The organism is Haloferula luteola, assembly GCF_014201715.1.
In the GTDB taxonomy this organism is placed as follows: Bacteria; Verrucomicrobiota; Verrucomicrobiia; order Verrucomicrobiales; family Akkermansiaceae; genus Haloferula; species Haloferula luteola.
This window is the reverse complement of record NZ_JACHFD010000061.1, coordinates 1-2,677: the sequence shown is the minus strand read 5'-3', so window position 1 is coordinate 2,677 and position 2,677 is coordinate 1. Positions and strand designations below refer to the sequence as shown.

Here is a 2,677-nt window from a genome sequence, read left to right as displayed (position 1 = left end):
ACGCGCCAGCAGTCGACTTCAAGTCCGCGGCGGAATACGTCCAGATCAAGACGCTCAAGAATCCCGACGGAGCCTATGGCGCCATGACGAAGGCGCTGCGGGCATTAGCGGATTTGCCGCCTCCACCAAATGGGCGAACTCTGCATATTTTGAAGAAGCCAGGCAGTTCCAGTGATCAACTCAAAGCGGCATTGGAAGCATACATCGCCGACCCGAACGGACCGATCAAAGGGGCGGTCCAGTTAAAGATTGACCCGTTTGATTTAACGCCATGATTCTTTTTTCAGATCGCCTACATTTCTCTATCGGATTCCTCCGCCTTTCTGATTCGGTGGCCACGATTTGGCGGCTTATGGCGTCCGTTCTTCGTGAACAAAAACTGCTTCCGAAGACTTTCGAAGTGAGCCAAATGTGGGGGCACAATTCTGATGTTCAATCTGAAACTTACTTGCGGCTGAATTGTGATGAGGTTGAATCACTCATCGAAGCAAGAAATCTGAAAGGGTTCATGGTGTGTTCCGGGAGCGGCAGCCGCAGCAGTGAATTGGACTTTTGGATTCCTCGTTCCCCTTCAAACAGTCCTATAAAACTTAGCTGCACTGTCGGAGCAAAAGCGAAAGCTCCGGATGACTGGTCTCCGTTAATTGAACGGGTCATGGTCGAGTTTGAAACTATCGGTGCTTGGCAATGGCGCAGACGCTACGCGTATTGGCAGGCAGATTCCCTTCTTGACGACCGCTACCATCGTCTGTGGGGAGATGTCCCGCCTGATTCCGTAACGTGGACTGAGCCGAAGTCCCACCTGATGGGCGAGGATAAGGTGAGAATTGATATTTCGAAGAATCCTGGCCGGTCAAAGGAGCTGGATGGGGGAGCGACATTTTATCCAACGGCCGAGATGTGGCTCGGTCCGCACTTCTGGCAGTATGCGAAGTGCACGAAGGAGGAGGCGTTGGCGGCGGACTTCTTTATCGAGAAGCGCGACACCCCGCACTACCTCTACCTCAAGTGCTGGCCGGAACCGTTCACGCGCCCTGACGGCGAGCAAGGCCGAATGCAGCAACGCCTCTGGAAGCTCTTCTTCCACGAGGACTGCGAATGGCCGCCCGGCTCCGGCACGATCTGCGACGAACCGATGTATGGCCCGCCGGAACTCATGCCCGGTTACAAACAGAACAAGAGCACATGATTGGGGTGGCCGACGAGGTGATCCTCGTTCCGAAGGCGGACGGGACGGTGGACGACTTCTTTGAAGCGTTCTTCAAGGCTTTCGAGGGCAACCCGAGCCTGATGAAGCACGCCGACGACATCACCGTGAAGGTTGGCGGTGACCTTGAGCCGATGTCGCCCAACGCCAAGGCCACCTTGAAGAAATTCCTCAGCGACCCGAACGCCGGGAAGCTGTGGGAGATCGACGTCCCGGCCATCGTCGATAACGAACCGGCGATCCCACACAATTATTGGGTGCGGGGCATCCTGGGTGAACTCAGCATCTTTAAGAAGCAATACAAAGCGGCGGGATACTCGCATGCGCCCACTGCAACGGGCTATGACTTCACTGGGCCGAAGTGGGTGCAGATCAAAACTCTAAAGAATCCTGACGGAGCAGCCGGAGCAATGCGGAAAGCCGTTAATGATCTGATTACACACTCTCCCGCAGACAAGCCGCTAAAGTTACACATTTTGACAAAACCAGGAACGAGCAGCGCACAGTTGGAATCAGCACTCATCAGCCATATCCAAACGACTAGCGCTGCTAGTCGCTTCGAGCTTGCGATTGAAACATTTGAATTAGCCCCATGAGTAATGTCGATCTAAATTGGGTCTTCTTTTCCGTCGGTTTTCCGGATATCCCAGAGCCTGTTTTGGATATCTGGCAGGTGCTAACCGGGTTTTTGGAAAGAGAGCGTTCTCTGCCAAAGATGTTTGAGTTGTCGCCGCTCGCAAGACATGGAGAGGATATTCTTGGCGAAGAACGCCTTAGGCTTACTCCTGACGCGATAAGCTCGTTCCTCGCAAGCAAGAAGCTGGTGGGCTTTAGTGTCAATGCTGGGCGCCATCCCAAGATGATCTGGTTTTCTTTGCTAAATGCGAAGGGGCTTGGCCGGCAGAGCGAGCTGCGCTGCCAAATCGACAAGGACGTTAAGGCACCGAATGACTGGTCACAACTGGTTCAGGCGATAGCTGTCTTGACTCCGATAATTGGAGCATGGCAGTGGCAAATGCCCTATCAGAGCTGGCAGTGGAACTTTCGCGTAGATTTAGGATACGAAAGAAGTTTTGGAGAAATACCCCCCGGATTTAGGCGCTGGCACGAACCGAGTATCGATGGCATCGGCAACGGGAGAATACTGGTTGATACTTCTCTTAATCCTGGACGGCCAAAAGAGCTAATCCCAACGATTAACTTCTATCCCACGGCCGAGATGTGGCTCGGGCCGCACTTCTGGCAGTATGCCAAATGCACGAAGGAGGAGGCGTTGGCGGCTGACTTCTTTATCGAGAAGCGCGACACCCCGCACTACCTCTACCTCAAGTGCTGGCCGGAACCGTTCACGCGCCCTGACGGCGAGCAAGGCCGAATGCAGCAACGCCTCTGGAAGCTCTTCTTCCACGAGGACTGCGAATGGCCGCCCGGCTCCGGCACGATCTGCGACGAACCGATGTATGGCCCGCC

4 protein-coding genes are annotated in these 2,677 nt (G+C 54.4%); all 4 read left to right on the top strand.

What is annotated here, in order from left to right:
* The coding region (locus tag HNR46_RS20385; protein ID WP_184022531.1) for a hypothetical protein at positions 1–275 on the top strand (275 nt) is incomplete at its 5' end.
* Positions 272–1,189 carry a hypothetical protein gene (locus tag HNR46_RS20380; protein WP_184022529.1) on the top strand — a complete coding sequence of 306 codons (918 nt, stop codon included), beginning with the start codon at positions 272–274 and terminating at the stop codon, positions 1,187–1,189. The genes HNR46_RS20385 and HNR46_RS20380, both read left to right, overlap by 4 nt.
* 5 nt (positions 1,190–1,194) lie before the next feature.
* Entirely contained in the window at positions 1,195–1,803 is a 609-nt protein-coding gene (locus HNR46_RS20375; protein ID WP_184022527.1) for a hypothetical protein, read from the top strand.
* Positions 1,800–2,677, top strand: an 878-nt coding sequence (locus HNR46_RS20370) for a hypothetical protein (RefSeq protein ID WP_184022525.1), incomplete at its 3' end; no start/stop codon positions are given. The genes HNR46_RS20375 and HNR46_RS20370, both read left to right, overlap by 4 nt.

Excerpts from the sequence above, each read along its gene's own strand:
- HNR46_RS20380 (WP_184022529.1), top strand. The coding sequence starts at position 272 with ATGATTCTTTTTTCAGATCGCCTACATTTCTCTATCGGATTCCTCCGC.